18 protein-coding genes and 1 tRNA gene are annotated in these 16327 nt (G+C 54.4%); 4 read left to right on the plus strand and 15 right to left on the minus strand.

Features of this window, described 5'->3' with window-relative positions; all coding sequences use genetic code 11:
- Window positions 1-26: 26 nt before the first annotated feature.
- The gene (locus LZU96_RS16045; RefSeq protein ID WP_233985181.1) at window positions 27-419 is read right to left on the minus strand and encodes a YgiW/YdeI family stress tolerance OB fold protein; all 393 of its coding nucleotides are present in this window, start codon (window positions 417-419) and stop codon (window positions 27-29) included.
- Between the two features lie 167 nt (window positions 420-586).
- Between LZU96_RS16045 and LZU96_RS16050 the strand changes: the two genes are divergently transcribed.
- From LZU96_RS16050 to LZU96_RS16055, 3 genes are all read left to right on the plus strand, one after another.
- Window positions 587-1549 carry a chemotaxis protein gene (locus tag LZU96_RS16050; protein ID WP_233985182.1) on the plus strand — a complete coding sequence of 321 codons (963 nt, stop codon included), beginning with the start codon at window positions 587-589 and terminating at the stop codon, window positions 1547-1549.
- Window positions 1550-1638: 89 nt separating this feature from the next.
- Window positions 1639-1770 (plus strand): hypothetical protein, encoded by a 132-nt coding sequence (locus tag LZU96_RS23505; RefSeq protein ID WP_262287833.1) that lies wholly within the window; start codon window positions 1639-1641, stop codon window positions 1768-1770.
- Window positions 1771-2078: 308 nt separating this feature from the next.
- On the plus strand, window positions 2079-3659 hold the full coding sequence (locus LZU96_RS16055; RefSeq protein ID WP_233985183.1) for a methyl-accepting chemotaxis protein: 1581 nt from the start codon (window positions 2079-2081) through the stop codon (window positions 3657-3659).
- Window positions 3660-4027: 368 nt separating this feature from the next.
- Here the strand turns inward: LZU96_RS16055 and LZU96_RS16060 are convergent, their stop codons facing one another.
- The 12 genes from LZU96_RS16060 to proB form a co-directional block, all read right to left on the minus strand.
- Entirely contained in the window at window positions 4028-4198 is a 171-nt protein-coding gene (locus tag LZU96_RS16060) for a cold-shock protein (RefSeq protein WP_143807302.1), read from the minus strand.
- A 3-nt stretch (window positions 4199-4201) separates the two neighbouring features.
- A complete protein-coding gene (cspA, locus tag LZU96_RS16065) occupies window positions 4202-4414 on the minus strand; it encodes an RNA chaperone/antiterminator CspA (RefSeq protein WP_009091867.1) in 213 nt (70 codons plus the stop codon).
- Window positions 4415-4687: 273 nt separating this feature from the next.
- Entirely contained in the window at window positions 4688-5110 is a 423-nt protein-coding gene (locus LZU96_RS16070) for an Ivy family c-type lysozyme inhibitor (protein ID WP_233985184.1), read from the minus strand.
- A 232-nt stretch (window positions 5111-5342) separates the two neighbouring features.
- Window positions 5343-5418: transfer RNA gene (locus tag LZU96_RS16075), tRNA-Thr, on the minus strand.
- Window positions 5419-5589: 171 nt separating this feature from the next.
- Entirely contained in the window at window positions 5590-7335 is a 1746-nt protein-coding gene (locus LZU96_RS16080) for a glycosyl hydrolase family 28-related protein (RefSeq protein ID WP_233985185.1), read from the minus strand.
- A 204-nt stretch (window positions 7336-7539) separates the two neighbouring features.
- Window positions 7540-7833: a hypothetical protein gene (locus tag LZU96_RS16085; RefSeq protein ID WP_233985186.1), complete on the minus strand. Its 294-nt coding sequence runs from the start codon at window positions 7831-7833 to the stop codon at window positions 7540-7542.
- Window positions 7830-8177 (minus strand): hypothetical protein, encoded by a 348-nt coding sequence (locus tag LZU96_RS16090; RefSeq protein WP_233985187.1) that lies wholly within the window; start codon window positions 8175-8177, stop codon window positions 7830-7832. Before LZU96_RS16090 ends, LZU96_RS16085 begins: the two co-directional genes overlap by 4 nt.
- Window positions 8174-8641 (minus strand): glycoside hydrolase family protein, encoded by a 468-nt coding sequence (locus LZU96_RS16095; RefSeq protein WP_233985188.1) that lies wholly within the window; start codon window positions 8639-8641, stop codon window positions 8174-8176. Before LZU96_RS16095 ends, LZU96_RS16090 begins: the two co-directional genes overlap by 4 nt.
- 205 nt (window positions 8642-8846) lie before the next feature.
- Window positions 8847-9125, minus strand: coding sequence for a hypothetical protein (locus LZU96_RS16100; RefSeq protein ID WP_031374992.1), 279 nt, complete (start codon window positions 9123-9125; stop codon window positions 8847-8849).
- Window positions 9126-9548: 423 nt separating this feature from the next.
- The gene (locus tag LZU96_RS16105; protein WP_233985189.1) at window positions 9549-10280 is read right to left on the minus strand and encodes a S24 family peptidase; all 732 of its coding nucleotides are present in this window, start codon (window positions 10278-10280) and stop codon (window positions 9549-9551) included.
- A gap of 363 nt (window positions 10281-10643) precedes the next feature.
- A complete protein-coding gene (gene proA / locus LZU96_RS16110; protein ID WP_233985190.1) occupies window positions 10644-11897 on the minus strand; it encodes a glutamate-5-semialdehyde dehydrogenase in 1254 nt (417 codons plus the stop codon).
- A gap of 10 nt (window positions 11898-11907) precedes the next feature.
- Window positions 11908-13011 carry a glutamate 5-kinase gene (gene proB, locus LZU96_RS16115; protein ID WP_233985191.1) on the minus strand — a complete coding sequence of 368 codons (1104 nt, stop codon included), beginning with the start codon at window positions 13009-13011 and terminating at the stop codon, window positions 11908-11910.
- A 238-nt stretch (window positions 13012-13249) separates the two neighbouring features.
- Between proB and ompC the strand changes: the two genes are divergently transcribed.
- The gene (ompC, locus tag LZU96_RS16120; RefSeq protein WP_233985192.1) at window positions 13250-14362 is read left to right on the plus strand and encodes a porin OmpC; all 1113 of its coding nucleotides are present in this window, start codon (window positions 13250-13252) and stop codon (window positions 14360-14362) included.
- Between the two features lie 140 nt (window positions 14363-14502).
- On the opposite strand, the gene crl is transcribed toward ompC, so the two are convergent.
- Window positions 14503-14904 carry a sigma factor-binding protein Crl gene (gene crl / locus LZU96_RS16125; RefSeq protein WP_094120461.1) on the minus strand — a complete coding sequence of 134 codons (402 nt, stop codon included), beginning with the start codon at window positions 14902-14904 and terminating at the stop codon, window positions 14503-14505.
- A gap of 166 nt (window positions 14905-15070) precedes the next feature.
- A complete protein-coding gene (gene frsA, locus LZU96_RS16130) occupies window positions 15071-16318 on the minus strand; it encodes an esterase FrsA (RefSeq protein WP_233985193.1) in 1248 nt (415 codons plus the stop codon).
- Window positions 16319-16327 lie beyond the last annotated feature (9 nt).

Below are 16327 nucleotides of genomic sequence, written 5' to 3' on the forward strand. Positions count from 1 at the left end.
GCGAGGCTGGCGCCTCGCCCGGTTTATTATGGCTCGTCAATCTGCGTGACGTGCAGCGTGGTTTTGTCCCCTTTACCCTGCACCTTGCCGCTGACGCGTACTTTGTCCTCAGCGCTGTAGGTTTTACCATCAAAGGTTTTCTTCGGCGCAATGATCGGTAATGTGCCGGTATTATCGCGGAACTGATAGGTATCACCCTGCTGTTTCTTTACGATATAACCTTCCAGCGTCACGTATCCGCCCTGACGGAAATCGCGAATCTGGTTGATATGAGTCTGCCCGGTATCTTCCGATCCCTTATAGCCTGCATCCTCTTTGTGCTGCGGCGGCGGTGCTTCACCCGCTTTGTATCCCCCCTCTTCGGCATACACGCCAGCACTCATTACCACCAACAGCGACGCTAAAATTACTTTTTTCATTTCACACTCCTGTATTGGAAAGGTGTCCATGTCGAACCTTCACCGATAAGCCTGGCACAATAATTGGCGTCCGTTTTATTTCACCCTTCTGTTCTCACCTTTTTCCTTTTGCTGCCGATAACCTGTTCACACCCTATTTCACCAGCTGCGTTAATGCAGAGGCAACGATGGATAATTTTCAAAAAGAGATTGATGAGAGAGCAAACCTCGCGTTATCGAACAAATTTGAACTGCTGCTGTTTCGCTTAGGCTCCGACCAGCTGAAAGGCAAGTCAGAACTGTTTGGCATTAACGTCTTCAAGCTGCGTGAAATTGTGCCGATGCCCGCCATCACCAAAGCCGCCGGGATGCGTTCACCGCTGCTGGGTATGGCCAGCATTCGCGGTCAGTTCATTCCGGTTATCGATCTGCCGGCGGTTGCCGGCTGCGTGCCGGAGACCGGCCTGAATCTGCTGCTGGTCACCGAGTATGCGCGTAACACGCAGGCCTTCGCGGTGGAGTCGGTGGAAAACATCGTGCGCCTCGACTGGAGCCAGGTACATACCGCAGAAGCCGGTATCGGTGGTCGCAACATCACCAGTATTGCCTGTCTCGACAGTGACAAACAGAGTAACGATCTGGCGATGGTGCTGGATGTTGAACAGATTCTGTATGACATCATTCCTTCTGTTCGCGGTGTGGAACCGGAAGCAACCAAAGCGCGTGAATTTAACTATCGCCCTGGCGCCGTCGCCATTGTGGCGGAAGATTCCAAAGTGGCGCGTCAGCTGCTGGAACAGGGCCTGAAGAGCATGGGCATCCCGTCGCTGATGTTCAATACCGGCCTGGAAGCATGGGAAAAACTCAAGCTGATGAGTCAGGAAGCGCAGGCAGCGGGCGAGTCGATTCACGACAAAATTGCCTTTGTGCTGACCGACCTGGAAATGCCAGAGATGGATGGCTTCACCCTGACCCGCAACATTAAGCGTGACGAAGTAATGAAGCGTCTGCCGGTGGTGATCCACTCTTCACTGTCAGGCAGCGCCAATGAAGACCACGTGCGCAAAGTGGGTGCCGACGGATATGTCGCTAAATTCGAATTAAACGAACTCTCTGATGTGATTTTTAACGTTCTCGAAGCAGCCCGCTAAGCAAAAGGCAGATTGAGGCGTTTCAGCATCGGTCTGCCGCTCTGGTCTGTTTCGTACTGCGTCTTTACTCTTTAGCCAGGAATTTACCCATGCACAGCGAAACCTTACCTGTTACCTCCCGTCAAAACGTGCTGCGTGGCCGTTTACGTCAGTTTGCCTGGATCAGCGCAGTGACCCTTAGCATTCTGTTCTGGGTCGGCCTCTATTTTTTAGTTTTCTAATCTTTCATCTCCCTGACGGTTCAGGCTGCCAGTGTCATGGCTGTCAGCCCAGCCGATCCCATCCGGCTTTCCTCTTTTATCGGGACGGTTTTGTTAAACACGATTAATCCAGGCGATTAATGGTGCGCTTTTCCCTGCCTGTTACTTCAAAAAAATTAAAGGTAAAGCTTAACGCTCCGATAACAGTGTGCGCGGGATCACCTTTTTTTCGGCGCCACGACGCCGGGCACAGCAGTGGAATCGCGCACAGCAGCAAGGAATCTGATTGCTGATAACAGAGTGATAAATAATAAAACGGGGAAAAGAACATGGTCAGTATCAGGAATATGAAGGTGGGTATGCGGCTCGGCGCAGCCTTCGGTATTGTTGTGACGTTACTGATAGTTATTGGTGTGACATCCATAACCAAAATTAACAGCATTAACACCGCCATTGCCTCGATCGTTGACGATCGGTACGTAAAAGTGCGACTGGCATTTGATGTGCGCGATGGTGTCAACGATCAGATCAAATACCTGCGCGGCATCGTGATCGACACCAACCGTCCGGAAATGAACGTTAAACGTTATGGTCAGCTGGATGAAGCCACTCAGCGGACTAACGCCGCGATGAAAAAGATCGCTGATATTCAGGTTACCGCGGTCGGTAAGAAAAAAATTGCCGGTTTGCTGGCTTCTGCTGAAGCGTTTGAAAAGGTTAAAGCGGAGTTGATTACTCTGGTGAAAAGCGGCAATTTCGATGCGGCCAGCGCCTATGTGCTGAAATCGATGACCGCGACCCAGAACAAATTCCTTGATGATGCTGTCGCTTTTGCCAATTCTCAGGATTCTCAGCTGCGCGGTGAAGGTCAGAGCATTGTGGCGAATGGTGAGTCGGCTATCACCATCACGCTGATTTTCTCTGCGCTGGCGATTCTGGCCTCCATCATGCTGGGTATTTTCCTGACGCGTTCGATCGTGCGCCCGCTGGTGGCCGCGGTGGATGTGGCCGAACGCGTTGCTGCTGGCGATCTGAGCTCAAAAATTCAGGTGACGTCACGCGACGAAACCGGCGTGCTGATGCAGGCGCTGCATCGGATGAACGATAACCTGCTCTCCATCGTGACGGAAGTGCGTACCGGTTCCGATACCATTGCGGTGGCATCAAACCAGATCTCCAGCGGCAACCTGGATCTCTCGACCCGCACCGAGCAGCAGGCCAGTTCGCTGGAAGAGACCGCATCTGCGATGGAGCAGATGACTTCAACCGTGAAGCACAACGCCGATAACGCCCGTGAAGCTAATCAGCTGGTGGCGAGTACCTCCAGCGTCGCGCGCGAAGGTGGCGTGGTGATGGAGCAGGTGATCGAGAAGATGGAGGCCATTGCCCTGTCGTCGAAGAAAATTGTCGATATTATCAGCGTGATCGATTCCATCGCCTTCCAGACCAACATTCTGTCACTCAACGCTGCCGTCGAAGCAGCGCGTGCCGGTGAACAGGGACGGGGTTTTGCGGTAGTTGCCTCTGAAGTGCGCAATCTGGCGCAGCGTTCGGCCTCTGCCGCCAAAGAGATTAAAGTGCTGATTGAAGATTCAGTGGCGAAAGTGGATGAAGGCAGCAAACTGGTGACTCACGCTGGCTCAACTATCGGCGAAGTGGTCAACAGCGTACAGAGCGTGGCAAACATCATGAGTGAAATCACCATCGCCAGCAGCGAGCAGAGCAGCGGCATCAGTGAGATCAACATGGCGATTACCCAGATGGAAGCGGTGACGCAGCAAAATGCCGCGCTGGTGCAGGAAGCGTCCGCGGCCTCACAGGCGTTGCAGGATCAGGCTGAGCGGATGGCGCAGGCGATGAGCGTGTTTAAAGTAGGACAGCTCTCGCTGAATGCTGCGCACACAGCATGATAGTCGGTTTCTGATCACCATCCAGCGGCCTGCTTCGGCGGGCCGTGACGATGTTATCCCGCCGCGTTGTGGCCGGATGAGTGCCTGAACTGGCGTTAATATCGGTGGCATTGAGAAACGATGACGTCAGGGCTTTCGCCAGCAACCCGCGGAGCCATGAGTAAGAAACGGAATAGCGGGAACATCAGAGGAAGAAGCAGAAGCAGAAGCAGAAGCAGAAGCAGAAGCAGAAGCAGAAGCAGAAGCAGAAGCAGAAGCAGAAGCAGAAGCAGAAGCAGAAGCAGAATGACAGAAACAAAAAAGGCTGCCAGTGGCAGCCTTTCATTACAGTCAATGCAACAACGCTATAAAGCTCAGTTAGCCTTAAATCAGAAAGCGCGAGGCTGGTTCTGAAGTGCAATCCTCGCCGCGTTCACCTGAACAACGACAGATTTGCAGAAAATGCATTTCGCTCCATGCGGATTGGCTCTTGTAACATCAAAGTGTGATGTACGAAACTGTGAGCCATTACAGTGAGGACATTTAAATGTAATTTTCAGTCCTTAGAGACCAACAACGTTCGCAGCAGCTGGGCCTTTGGCGCCATTTTCTACTGTAAACTCAACTTGTTGACCTTCATCTAATGAACGGAAATCAGTGCCCTGGATTGCAGAGAAATGTACGAATACATCTTTGCTGCCGTCCTGAGGAGAGATGAAACCGAAGCCTTTCTCTGCGTTAAACCACTTAACGGTACCGCGAATTTTGTTAGACATGCTTAAATCCTTAATATATCGAGCCTTCCGGCATAATGGCCTGAGAACAGATTTTAATCAGAACGTAAGAGAAGACTCAAAAAGAAGGGATGTCTCGCGACAAACTTAGAGATGAGAACTGCTTTGGATACTTACTTTGATAGTGTCTGTTAATCAAACCGACGATTCATTAGGCCACACTTCGCCGGGTGACGCAAGCAGCAATTCAAATTAATCGTCAGTAACCCTTAATTGAATCGCCGCCAGCGTAGTCTGAATGGCCCCGCAGGCGCCTCAGTGTGAAGCGCCACCATTCAATCGGTTAAACAGAATGCTGCGCATCTCTGCAGAGTCGGTCGGATTAAGGTTCATCCAGTTGAGCGTCTGGCGGTCGCTTTTCATATCGTACTCAGAGAAGAGACCATGAATAACCCCGTTATCAGGTGAATAAAGGATGGCGATAGATTGCACCGGGCAGTGATGAGGCTTACAACCTGAAAGAACCTGATACTTCACGCCTTTCATCACGACCTCATCGGCCGGAAAGCTGGTCCCGCCATTTCTGACCCATGCGGGCAACCTGTAGCGCTCAACCAGCCTGTTATAAGCCGCCCCACTCTCTTTAGCCTGAATAAAATCAAACAGGTAAGGCTTGTCAGCTGCATTCGCAAGAAATGACCCCATCGTCAGGGCAGCAGCCAGCAGAATTTTTTTCATCTCCGTTTCCTCGTTCAGGATGCTTCAGACGTCGGCCGATGGTCGTCCGGTACATCACTGCATCACTCCATCAGCGCCACGGGCTGAGAGCCAGCACGGGCGGTCAGGCTGAATATTACATCTGGCTGCAATTTTTATGGCCTCCTTAATAGAAGCAGGAGAACGGCTGTTGACGATCGGTTGTAGGGGATAAAAGTGAAGATACGGCTGGAAGGTAACTGACTGATATAACTGGTGCCGGTAAGAGGAGTCGAACCTCCGACCTTCGCATTACGAATGCGCTGCTCTACCAACTGAGCTATACCGGCAAACGGGTGGGATTAGCGGGGAAATACCTTAGAAAAAAAGCGGAAATGCGTCAAGAGAGCGGCCATTCAACTGCGGATTTTCGCACCACCTCATGCCAGAATGGGACCGCGGTGGGCGGGTTTCAGACAAAAAAGGGCGAGGCCGCCGCCTCGCCCAAAAAGTGCCGATCATCAATCGTAGTAAGGAACCTTGCGGTCAACACCGTTGATATTGATCAGCACAAACCCGGTTGGTGCCGTTTTGTTCGCCGGGGTTCCCGCCGCCGTGGCGAGCGTCACTACCCCTTTTTCATTGGCACCAATACCCGCCAGTCCGTTATGCATACCAAAGCGTGCCGCCGGTTTCAGCGTCCCGACTTTAGTGATATCGGTGACCACCGACATATCGGACTGGAACAGCGAACAGGAACCGGTATCGAAGCGGGTCGGCCCGGTGGTTTTGAGGTTGAACATGGTTTCGCCACTGTTGGCCCGCAGCTTAACCCAGACCACCGCATAGGTAGTGCCGACCCGGTTGTAACGGATATCCATCACCGACGGCTGGCCCATGTGATAGGCATCCGCCCACACCGTCTCCAGTCGCTGCAGATTAATCAGCGTTCTGCCGGTTCCCGGCAGGTTTACCGGCGATCCCGCCGTGCCGGAGGGCGTCGTGGTATCCGCTTTCCCGATCAGTTCCATAACCCACGCCTGATTAGGTGCCGGGAAATAGAGCTGCCCCAGCCGATACCAGTTATCAGTATCGGTATTGTTCACCACCTTATATCCGCTGAAATAGCCGACACGCAGCGAACCGGTTAAATAGCTGCCGTGGTTTTCATCACGACGATAACCATATTCAAAGGTCGACAGCCATTTACCGGCGGCCAGGTCATTACTGATTTTCGCCCCGGCCTGCAGGTTGATCTGACGCATGATGACGCGGGCATTGTTGAGATTGAGCGGCGTACCGCAATCTTCAATGTTCAGCGTATCGATGGTCCAGCCGCCATCCGACAGATCGCCGGGATTACGGGTATGCTCAATCCAGACATTACGCAGGATGCCCTGGGTCATACGCGGCATATAGAGCGTGGCGTCGCCATAACCCGACTGGAAGTTGGCATTGCTTAACTCAATAGCGGTGGAGTGATCCCAGACGCCATTCGGCGAGTTAGACCAGCCAACATCAAACACCCGTGAGAAGGTGCTGGTGGTGTAGATCTGGTCGAACTTGCTGTCGAGCGTATCCTGCAGTTTAAATACCGTGCCGCCGGTGCTTTGCGCCCGGAAGCAGCTGATATTGACGGTTTGCCCTTCGATACAGGTATTTTCGAAGAATGGCTGATTGTTGCTGCACTGCTCGGGTAAAATGGTGACTTTGGCAGTGGTATCGGCGCTGGCCTGCCCGTTCCAGACGATCCCTTTGATCGCGGTACGGCGGGCCTTTACTTTAAACACAGTATTGGCGCTTTTATCGGAAACAATGGTGGTGCGCGGCAGCGAGCCCAGCTCCAGATCGTCGCCTAACAGGCCAAAGAACGGGATTTCCGTGTCGCTGAGATCAATGGGTGAAATCAGGAAGCGGCCACCGGGAAAACGTACCGGCAATGCTTTGACGTAGGTGTTGTAGGTCTGGGTCCACGCCAGCATCCGCTTAAACGCGTCGGTATCATCGGTGACGCCATCCCCTTTCGCGCCAAAGTGCAGAATATTCACTTCAGTGGGATCGTTAATGGTGCGTTTCCAGTAAAAACCGTTGCCAATCGCCACCGTACCGCCATCATCCTTCAGGACGGTGGTGCTGAGAAAGCCGACAAAATCCGCGCCGCCACGAAAACTGGAATCTTTATCGTAATAGCGTTTCAGAATCGCAACTTCACCTGATTTTGACGGGACTGTGGTGCGCAGTTCAGCAAAAGAGTTAACTTCGATCATAGAATCCTCCTCAGGATTACTTAGATAAAACACTGATTATCAGCAGGTTACTTAGCAGTGGCCGGATGGCCGCAGAGGGTGTCCCACATGTCGTTGTGGGTGTTGATAGCGCGCACGGTGCGAACGTCCATCTTTTGTGCGTCATCGCCGTAGGTATAAAGAGGGGAAAACAGCACGCAGGCTGAATCGGTTATCGCTACCGGCTCAGGGTTTGTGGTATTTCGACTGCTGCAGCTTGTCGCGAGCAGCAGCGTCATCAAGGTTGTGATTGTCAGTCGCCACACGGTTGGCCTCCTCACGGTTACGTTGTTGTTGCTGCGCGACCGCTTCGACGCGGGACGCCTGTTGTTGCGCGTTATCGACGTCAGAACGGGCTTTTTGCTGCACTTTGCCGATTTTCTTTCCGCCAAAATAACTGGCGCCCAGTGCCGCAATCACCGCAGCCAGCGCCGCGATCCAGTGCCAGCCGCCGCCGAGTAAAGTGGTTAACAGGGTCATGATTTGGTTACCTCCGCCTGCTGCTTCTCATTCAGCAGGTTTTTCTGACGAACAAACTGGGCAATGACCCCCATCGCCACCATGAAGGCGCCGACCAGTCCGAGGTAGTTGTGCGGCAGTATTGATTTGACGTCTTCCGGCAACACGTTCCAGGCATCCACCGCCGCTGAGGGAAAGGATTGCGCCCAGGCGCTGAGCATTGACCCCAGCGACGCAAGCCAGACTGACCAGGTTTTGAATAACAGACGGGCATGGGAGACAAACTGCAGCGTGGTAAAGCGCTGAAGCAGCAGGAGAATAATGATCGCCGTCAGCACGGCGATGAGAAACATGAGCCATCTCATAGCAGCCCCCGATAAACGGCATAGGTGCCGCTGCGCATGACTTCGGCATGACGTCTGGCCCGGCCCGGCGTCTGACGCGCCCACAGGCTGTTCATCATGGCGTCAGCCGCCTCGTTGAAATTTTCACTGGTGATGGCGCTGAGCATGTTTCTGAACTGCAAGACGCCATCGACGCCCAGCTGATAAGCCATGCTCAGCAGCACATCGGTGCGGGCGTCATTACATTTCGCCAGCGCATTGCGCAGCAGCTCGCGGCTCTGCATCTCCTGCACCTTGCCTTCCACGATGCACTGCTTCCAGACATCTCCGACGCGTCGCGGCACCCGAAACGCATAGTTACTCAGCGAAGCCCCTTTCGGGCCGATGCGGATGCCGCCCGCGACGGTCGGGAAGCCCAGCGTGTCGAGATAAGGCACGTCGGCATACCCCTCTTCAAAGTTCAGCATTGCAATGATCTGGCTCATAACGATTCCTCAATGACGGGTCAGAGCGACTCAGCCCTGTGAAAAAAATACATAACGCCCGCTGATCAATACCCACCACCACGCCCGCCGCAGAGAGGGATAACCCTGCAGCAAAACTGAACAGTAATTAACCGGATTGCGGCCAGTTAAAAATGGAGGTGGCGGACGAAGAACGGAGGGTAAAACGGGGGATTTCTGACGCTATTCAGCGCACTGCGTAGAGATGCACATGCGGCAGACAGCAGTTGTCGAAACTGGGCGTTTCCTGATTTTTAGCGCGTGGCGCGGTGATAGCGCGATCCACGCGCGGAGTGACCTGACGCTGGCAGATTTGTTCCGCTCGCCGCAGGGTGGGTGTTTCCGGTGGGAAGTTCAGGGCCTGGTCAATGCTCTGTTTCAGGCTGCTGAGAGGTTGGCGCCGCCGATGGCGACGAGTACGTGCGTTGCCCATAAAAACGCTTTTGCCATAGTGAATTATCGCCATAACTCCTCCTGTGAATGAGTCTTTGGCGATGGGGTGGCAGGCGCGAGCTTTCGGCGAACCGAACGGGCCCGAATGTCGCGATTCACGCTCACACACTCACCGCCCGGCTGCGTGAGCAGCCAGGTGGAAAGTAGGCGAAGGGGAATAAACGGCATCTGACGACGCTGCATTTTGCGCATCCACCCCATCCCAAAGTTCACTGACTTTTGGGTGGTTTGATTCGCGCTTGTGCAGCGCCTCAATTGTTTAAGAGCGGCTCATCCCTGATAGAACTGCTTCGTTCATCCATGTTCAAATTATTAACAGGTTCTTATGCTTTATCAAACACTGTTGGTTAATTTTTTATTTACCGCTGGTTAAATTTTTGAATTTATGTCGATTATTTTTTTGCAGGCAATCGGATCCGGACCGCTGACAACGGGCTTAGCCGAGGATCTGATAGTCTCGCGCCTGGCTCATGATGACTTTGGCGAGTACCTTGAGGCTGGCCACGTCATCGTGGTTGAGATACCAGGTTTCGTAGCGCTTATTGTCTGATATAACAGCTATTTTCTTATGCTGAAGCTGCAGGCGTTTCAGGTAGAGCTGCTCGTCCAGCGTGAAAATGTAGATGCCGTCACCGTCAAACATCCGCACGCTGATGTCGACAAACAGCTGATCGCGGGGCGCGAAGGTGTCCGCCATCGAATCGCTGTTGATGGCAATTAAGCGGATATTTTCTGCCGGGCGGCCATTGAATAGCACCCGCGCCTCATCCTGACCATATTCGATCGCGTGGATGGTTTCGACAAACTCATCGCGCGCAGGCACGCCTGCCGCGCTTTTCTGGCCGATATCGAGGCTATCAACGCGAAACACGTTTTTATGGCTGGTCAGCGCGCTGAACGTCACCGGTTCAGCCGGATGATCCATACCGTACTGCAACCACTCGACCCGGACGCCCAGCAGCTGGCTGAGGGCCAGCAGGTTACCTCCATCGGGCACTGACTGGGCGTTAAACCACTTCCACACCCCCGGCGTTGAAATCTTACAGCCTTGCTGTTGCAGGGCCTTAGCAACCTGTTTGTTTCGTCCATGTCCGACAATGCCGGCACTCTCACAGGCCGCGATCAGCCTGGCGGTGAAAGCTTGTCTTGTACTTTCTTTTTTAACCATTAGTTAATAATCAGCCATAGAGGAGGTACTGGATGTTATTTTCATTATTGCTACCAGTTCATTTTATATTACCGTCCGTTTACTACCTAACCGCTTTATCAAGCATTTCTAATTATCATTATCCTCTGCCGTTTGCGCCTGAACAAAAAATATTGCCTCAGGCCGCGTATAGCACCGGCTTTCAGGAATCTTCCGTAAGGAATTGCGTGAAATTCAGTCAGCTTTTTCCGCTGAAGCGACCCGACAGCGGCAGAAAATTATCTTACAGGCGAGAAACTCTAACTTTGAATGGACCGGAATTGGTCGATAAAAAAAACGGGAGTCTGTAAAAAGACTCCCGTTTTGTTAAAGAAAAGAGGGGGATTATGCCCGCAGGGTGTCGTCGCCCCAGGCAATCCATTTGTAGGTGGTCAGCGCCTCTAATCCCATCGGGCCACGCGCGTGCAGCTTCTGGGTACTGACGGCAACTTCCGCTCCCAGCCCAAACTGTCCGCCATCAGTAAAGCGGGTGCTGGCGTTAACGTAGACCGCTGAAGAATCCACCTGACGAACAAAGCGGGTAGCATTGCGGGTGCTGCGGGTCAGAATGGCATCGGAATGCTGAGTGCCGTGTGTGCGGATGTGATCGATCGCCTCATCCATATTCGCCACCCGCTTCACATTGAGATCCAATGACAGCCATTCATCATCATACTGAGACGGATTAACCGGTTTAACCTGCGCCGGCCCCGGTTGCAGCTGCGCCAGCACGTTGCTGTCAGCGTGCAGCACAATATTTTCCTGCGCCATGCGAGCGCTGAAGGCGGGCAGAAAACGGTCGGCAATCGCCTGATCCACCAGCAAGGTCTCCAGCGAATTACAGGCGCTGGGACGCTGTTTCTTGGCGTTTACAATCACCTCAAGCGCCGGTTCGATCTCCATGGTTTCATCAATGTAGATGTGGCAGACGCCGATGCCGCCGGTGATCACCGGAATGGTGGAGTTTTCACGACACAGCTTGTGCAGCGCCGCGCCGCCGCGCGGGATCAGCATATCAACGTAACGATCCAGCCTGAGCAGCTGATTCACCAGTTCACGATCGGGATTTTCAATCGCCTGGATAATCGCCGCCGGTAAGCCGTGCTGCTGCAGGGCGTTCTGGATAACGCGCACCGTGGCGGCGTTGGTGCGCCACGTCTCTTTCCCGCCGCGCAAAATCGCCGCGTTGCCGGTTTTCAGGCACAGGCTGGCGACATCCACCGTCACATTGGGGCGCGCTTCATAAATCACCGCCACCACGCCGAGCGGCACACGGCGGCGCTCGATACGCAGCCCGCTGTCGAGCAGACCGCCATCAATCAGCTGCCCGACCGGATCGGCCAGCTGACAGACCTGACGGACGTCGCTGGCGATGCCGCTCAGCCGCTGCGGATTCAGCGTCAGCCGATCTAACAGGGCTGCGCTCATGCCGTTCTGGCGCGCATCGGCTAAATCCAGTTCATTAGCGGCCAGGATATCGGCACTTTCGTTTTCCAGACGATCGGCAATGGTCATCAGGACCTGGTTTTTCTCTGCGGTCGACAGATCGGCCACGCGATAGGCTGCTGCGCGGGCCGCTTTTCCCATCTCTTCAAGCATTGTTTGCTCCTTAACTGACGATCATGTCGTCGCGGTGAACCGCCACCGGGCCATATTCATAGCCGAGGATTTCACTGATCTGCTGACTGTGGTGTCCGGCAATCATCCGCATGGCGTCGCTGTTATAGCGCGATACGCCGTGGGCGATATCCCGTCCCTGCAGGCTGCGAATGCGGATCACTTCACCGCGGGAAAAATTACCCTGGATAGCGCGGATGCCTTTCGGCAGCAGCGAACTGCCCCGTTCGATAATCGCCGCCAGCGCGCCGTCATCCACCGTCAGTTCACCGGCAGGCGGTGCACCAAAAATCCAGCGTTTGCGGTTTTCCAGCGGCGACTGCTGAGCGTGAAACAGCGTCCCTACCGGCTTGCCATCAATCACATCACCGATCACGCCGCTGCGGCTGCCTGAAGCGATGATCACATCGATACCGGCACGACAGGCGACATCCGCCGCCTGCAGCTTGGTCGACATTCCACCGGTGCCCAGTCCCGAAACGCTGCCGCCTGCTAATGAGCGTAACGCATCGTCAATCACATGCACGTCGCTGATCAGCTCAGCGTCGGGATTACTGCGCGGATCGGCGGTAAACAGGCCCTGCTGATCGGTCAGCAGCAGCAGTTTGTCCGCGCCGCCGAGCATCGCCGCCAGCGCCGACAGGTTGTCATTGTCGCCCACCTTAATCTCGGCGGTTGCCACCGCATCGTTCTCATTGATCACCGGCACAATGTGGTTATCGAGCAGTGCGCGCAGCGTGTCGCGGGCATTCAGAAAACGCTCGCGATCTTCCATGTCGGCGCGGGTCAGTAACATCTGACCGATGTGAATGCCATAGATGGAGAATAACTGCTCCCACAGCTGGATCAGACGGCTCTGCCCCACCGCAGCCAGCAGCTGCTTTGAGGCGATGGTCGGCGGCAGTTCGGGGTAACCCAGATGTTCGCGTCCGGCCGCCATCGCGCCGGAGGTGACGATCACAATGCGGTGGCCTGCAGCATGCTGCTGAGCACACTGACGAACCAGCTCCACCATGTGCGCCCGATTCAGCCGGCGTGACCCGCCGGTGAGAACGCTGGTACCCAATTTGACCACTAAGGTCTGACTGCCACTCATATTTCCTGCCGTAGTGAAAAATTTTTACGAAAGGACGTTTTAACAGGAGTCGATAAGGAAGCCAACAGCCAGCGGGGGAAAAGCACGATTTTACGCGGACAAGGGCGTAGACCAAAAGTTCACGGTTAACAAGAAATCACGAAAAGTGTCATAAAAAGTTCATCGCCGACCGGTAAAAAGTCGGTGTTTTACAAAAACTTTCACAACTTTTTGACGTACACATTGGGATTGATAGCAAATGAAGAAAAGCACACTGGCAATGATCATCTCCGCTCTGGCGCTGGCGTCTACCGCACAGGCTGCCGAAGTCTATAACAAAGATGGCAACAAACTGGACTTTTACGGCAAAGTGAAAGCTGAACATTACTTCAGCGATAATGCCGGCTCAGATGGCGACAAATCCTACGTGCGTATCGGCTTCAAAGGCCAGACGCAGATCAACGACCTGATGACCGGTTACGGTCAGTGGGAATATCAGTACAACGTCAACAACTCCGAAGGCAGCGATGCCAACAACGGTAACAAAACCCGCCTCGGTTTTGCCGGTCTGAAATTCTCACAGTATGGATCTGTCGACTACGGCCGTAACTATGGCGTGCTGTATGACGTTGAATCCTGGACCGACGTGTTCCCGGAATTTGGCGGTGACGGCACCGCGCGTTCTGATAACTTTATGACCCAGCGCGCCACCGGCGTAGCGACGTACCGCAACAACAACTTCTTCGGCCTGGTGGATGGTCTGAAATTTGCACTGCAGTATCAGGGCAAAAATGACGCCAGCAGCGCCAACAGCCGTACCGACATCAACCGCCAGAACGGCGATGGTTACGGTGCGTCACTCGGCTATGCCCTGGGCGATAGCGGCGTGAGTCTGATGAGTGCCATTACCTCCTCTGACCGCACCAACCAGCAGCAGGCGCGTGCCTATGGCGGCGGTGACCGTGCAGATTCATGGGGCGCAGGCGTGAAGTATGATGCCAACAGCGTTTACCTGGCGGCTATCTATACCGACACCCGCAACATGACGCCAATCAGCGGCACCAACCGCAACACCGGTGCTGCCGTAGCCGGTGCCGCCAACAAAGCCCAGAACATCGAGCTGGTGGCGCAGTATCAGTTTGATTTCGGCCTGCGTCCGTCTATCGGCTATGTCCAGACCAAAGGCAAAGACATCGAGAACGGCATCGGCGATGCGGATCTGGTGAAATATATCGATGTGGGTGCCACCTACTACTTCAACAAAAACATGTCCGCTTTTGTGGATTACAAAATCAACCAGCTGGATGACGATAACGCCCTGTCAATCAACAACGATGACGTGGTTGCCGTGGGTATGACTTACCAGTTCTGATATCTGTCGCACCCGCGCCGTCCCTGTTGATTGCTGTGGCGGACGCGGGTACGCAGTGCGTTACCCTTAATCTGAATGTGTCTGCATAAAAAAAGGGGCGAGTGTTTAACTCGCCCCTTTTCTGTTATTAAACCCGCCGATCAGGCACTGAGCTTAACCGGTTTCTCATCGAAATCGCTGGCCGGAATCAGCCCAAGCTCAAATTCCTGCAGCATCGCTTTCAGGCGGGTGTGGAAATTCCGTAAGGTTTCTTCCACGCGCGCCGTGTTCTCTTTGCCTTTTACGGTTGCCACCGACCAGTCGCCCTCTTTATCGAACAAACCGATATGGTAGACGTAGGTAAAGTGATCGGCCTGCGCTTCCAGCTCCATCCACCAGCCCCAGAACTCACGCAGTTCCGGTGCCGGTTTCACATTGACGCAGGCAGCCAGGCAGTCGAAAAAGAAACGGGTTTCACCACATTTCCCATCGCGAATATACGGCCCCAGCTCAGTGAAGCGCTTAAGCAGGCGACTGCGGGGATGACCACTCGGTAACGTCATGCTAATTCTCCATAGGTTTTGACCGATATCGATCCTCAATCATCCGGACTGCCGCCGTCTGCTCCACGTCATGTCGCTGGCATCACAGCCTGAGGTGAGTGAAGTGCGGCACCGCAGTCGGAATAATTCAGGTAATAGTTGTAGCAAATACTGTAAATTTTGCCAGTTACCTTTTTAAACGCTTCTCCAGCCAGTCGCAAATTTCATTTAGCGCCCGGTCAAAACTGGCCATCATCGGTTTCACCGGGATCAGCAACGCTTTGCCCTCTGCCGAGGAGTTGGCAATCAGCTTGCTCTCCTCTTCCGGGCTGAACAGGTCGTTCTGCCAGTAGCCGGACAGCATCGGCGTCGGCGTGCGGCGGCCCAGCAGTCCCTGAGTTTTCAGCGAATAGCGGTTAAGTTCGGTTCGCAGGGAGCGGTCAGACGAGGAAGCCATTCCCAGCCGGCTCGCCAGCATATCCATGTACATATCCGGAATCTCATCCTGCAGCGCCGTCTGGGTCAGCAGCGCATGCACAATCGGGCCGAGACAGGCCACCGCGCGCAGCCGCTGTGATTCGAGGTAAGCCAGCCGCACCGCCACGTTAGCACCAAAGCGATAGCCAAAGGCCGCCACGCGAGTGTGATCGATCCACGGCACGGTTTCCAGCTGGCGCAGCACCTGCTGGTGCAAAAAGCTGGTGTCCTGATTCAGGGTCCACTTCACCGAGTTGCCAACGGACGGCACATCAATGGTCAGCATCGCGATACCGCGCGGCGCCAGATAGTCATGAAACAGACGATAGTGGTCACTCTGGAGTGAATCGAGCGCGCCGCAGAACAGCACGGTGGGATAAGGCGCCTCGACGCCAGCGGGCATATGCAGGAAACCGCTGACCGGGCTGCCGCCGCTGATGGCAAATGTCAGCGGCTTCAGCTCACCCGGCAGCCGCTGCGTCGCCTCTTCATAAGCGCGATTCGCCAGCGTCTGCGCCTGATCGGCCAGCTCATCGCCTTTAATATAGGGATAGGCGGCCACGCTATAGAGCTGCGCCGCGTGCAGCCAGTATTCGCCCGCTTCACTGTCGTCGCTGCACTCCAGCGCTTTCTGCTGCCAGATACCCGCCTGGCGACACCATTCAAAGTTCCAGTTGCCGCCACGGAAACCAATCACCGTGTCCAGCAACGTCTCGTCAGTATGCTCTACGTTGCTGATGGCGATGCGCGCCAGCACTTCGCTGATCTCCTGCGGCGTGAGGCCGCGCCAGGTCCACATCAGCTTGTTCAGCATACGATACCAGCCGCGCTGGCTGTCGCCATCCAGGGCGGAGTGCAGCTCGGGCGTCGTGTGATGCTGGCGACGAACTAAAGAAGAGGTTTCAGGATGTTTAAAGCGGGGTTTGAACAACTCCTCGCTGAGATTTTTGCTCGACATACTCACTTC

Origin of the sequence: Pantoea agglomerans, assembly GCF_021397715.1 — a bacterium.
Classification (GTDB): Bacteria; Pseudomonadota; Gammaproteobacteria; order Enterobacterales; family Enterobacteriaceae; genus Pantoea; species Pantoea astica.

Bases quoted from the DNA above. Each gene is read 5' to 3' on its own strand.
- LZU96_RS16045 (WP_233985181.1), bottom strand. From the start codon at position 419: ATGAAAAAAGTAATTTTAGCGTCGCTGTTGGTGGTAATGAGTGCTGGC.
- LZU96_RS16050 (WP_233985182.1), top strand. From the start codon at position 587: ATGGATAATTTTCAAAAAGAGATTGATGAGAGAGCAAACCTCGCGTTA.
- LZU96_RS23505 (WP_262287833.1), top strand. From the start codon at position 1,639: ATGCACAGCGAAACCTTACCTGTTACCTCCCGTCAAAACGTGCTGCGT.
- LZU96_RS16055 (WP_233985183.1), top strand. From the start codon at position 2,079: ATGGTCAGTATCAGGAATATGAAGGTGGGTATGCGGCTCGGCGCAGCC.
- cspA (WP_009091867.1), bottom strand. From the start codon at position 4,414: ATGTCTAACAAAATTCGCGGTACCGTTAAGTGGTTTAACGCAGAGAAA.
- LZU96_RS16070 (WP_233985184.1), bottom strand. From the start codon at position 5,110: ATGAAAAAAATTCTGCTGGCTGCTGCCCTGACGATGGGGTCATTTCTT.
- LZU96_RS16080 (WP_233985185.1), bottom strand. From the start codon at position 7,335: ATGATCGAAGTTAACTCTTTTGCTGAACTGCGCACCACAGTCCCGTCA.
- LZU96_RS16085 (WP_233985186.1), bottom strand. From the start codon at position 7,833: ATGACCCTGTTAACCACTTTACTCGGCGGCGGCTGGCACTGGATCGCG.
- LZU96_RS16090 (WP_233985187.1), bottom strand. From the start codon at position 8,177: ATGAGATGGCTCATGTTTCTCATCGCCGTGCTGACGGCGATCATTATT.
- LZU96_RS16095 (WP_233985188.1), bottom strand. From the start codon at position 8,641: ATGAGCCAGATCATTGCAATGCTGAACTTTGAAGAGGGGTATGCCGAC.
- LZU96_RS16100 (WP_031374992.1), bottom strand. From the start codon at position 9,125: ATGGCGATAATTCACTATGGCAAAAGCGTTTTTATGGGCAACGCACGT.
- LZU96_RS16105 (WP_233985189.1), bottom strand. From the start codon at position 10,280: ATGGTTAAAAAAGAAAGTACAAGACAAGCTTTCACCGCCAGGCTGATC.
- proA (WP_233985190.1), bottom strand. From the start codon at position 11,897: ATGCTTGAAGAGATGGGAAAAGCGGCCCGCGCAGCAGCCTATCGCGTG.
- proB (WP_233985191.1), bottom strand. From the start codon at position 13,011: ATGAGTGGCAGTCAGACCTTAGTGGTCAAATTGGGTACCAGCGTTCTC.
- ompC (WP_233985192.1), top strand. From the start codon at position 13,250: ATGAAGAAAAGCACACTGGCAATGATCATCTCCGCTCTGGCGCTGGCG.
- crl (WP_094120461.1), bottom strand. From the start codon at position 14,904: ATGACGTTACCGAGTGGTCATCCCCGCAGTCGCCTGCTTAAGCGCTTC.
- frsA (WP_233985193.1), bottom strand. From the start codon at position 16,318: ATGTCGAGCAAAAATCTCAGCGAGGAGTTGTTCAAACCCCGCTTTAAA.